We start from the raw sequence: 905 nt of genomic DNA, 5'->3' as shown, positions 1-905 counted from the left end.
CTAGGCGGTTTCGTTTGGATCAGCGGGCGGACCAGAGGAAGATGCCTGCGATGTGGAGTCCGGCCAGGTAGATGGTCGCGGTCTTCTCGTAGCGGGTGGCGATGCCGCGCCACTGCTTCAAGCGGTTGATGCATCGTTCGACGGTGTTGCGTTGCTTGTACGCCTCCCGGTCGAAGGCCGGAGGTCTGCCACCGGCCCGTCCGCGCCGTACCCGGTTGGCCTGCTGGTCGGCCCGTTCCGGGATCACCGCGGGGATGCCGCGTCTGCGCAGGTGGTCCCGGATCTCGCGGGAGGAGTACGCCTTGTCGGCCATGACCACGTCGGGTCTGGTGCGCGGCCTTCCTCGTCGACGGGGAACGCGCAGGCGGGCCATCACCCCCGCGAAGGCGGGTGCGTCGCCGGCCTGGCCGGCAGTGAGATGGAAGGCCAAGGGCCGACACCGACCGTCGGCGGCGAGGTGGATCTTCGTGGTCAGTCCGCCGCGGGACCGGCCGATGGCGTGATCGTCCGGCTCTCCGGCCGGTGCCCCTTTTTGCGGGCCCCGGCAGCGTGCTGGTGAGCCCGCACGATCGTGGAGTCCACCGAGACGGCCCAGCTGACGTCCTCGTCCGCGTCTGCCTGTGCCACCAGCGCGGTGAACACCCGTTCCCAGGTGCCGTCGACGGCCCACATCCGCAGCCGGTTGTAGACGCCCCGCCAGTTGCCATACTTCTCCGGCAGATGCACCCACTGCGTCCCGGTCTGGAACTTGTAGGCGATCGCGTCGATCACCTCACGGTGGTCCCGCCAGCGGCCACCCCGCTTCGGTGTCCGGTCCGGGAGCAACGGCTCGATCCGCGCCCACTGCGCATCAGTCAACGGCACACCCAGACCAACGACCAACCGATCCAAACGAAACTGCCTAG

1 protein-coding gene is annotated in these 905 nt (G+C 68.7%); it reads right to left on the bottom strand.

The features are described 5' to 3' along the window. Window positions 1-19: 19 nt before the first annotated feature. A protein-coding gene (locus tag OO52_RS49330) for an IS5 family transposase (RefSeq protein WP_420711479.1) occupies window positions 20-882 on the bottom strand; the annotation gives its coding sequence in 2 pieces (ribosomal slippage) (window positions 20-525 and window positions 525-882; 864 coding nt in all). Window positions 883-905 lie beyond the last annotated feature (23 nt).

This window comes from Streptomyces flaveolus, from assembly GCF_000716535.1.
Classification (GTDB): domain Bacteria; phylum Actinomycetota; class Actinomycetes; order Streptomycetales; family Streptomycetaceae; genus Streptomyces; species Streptomyces flaveolus_A.
This window is presented reverse-complemented; position numbering and strand designations above follow the sequence as displayed.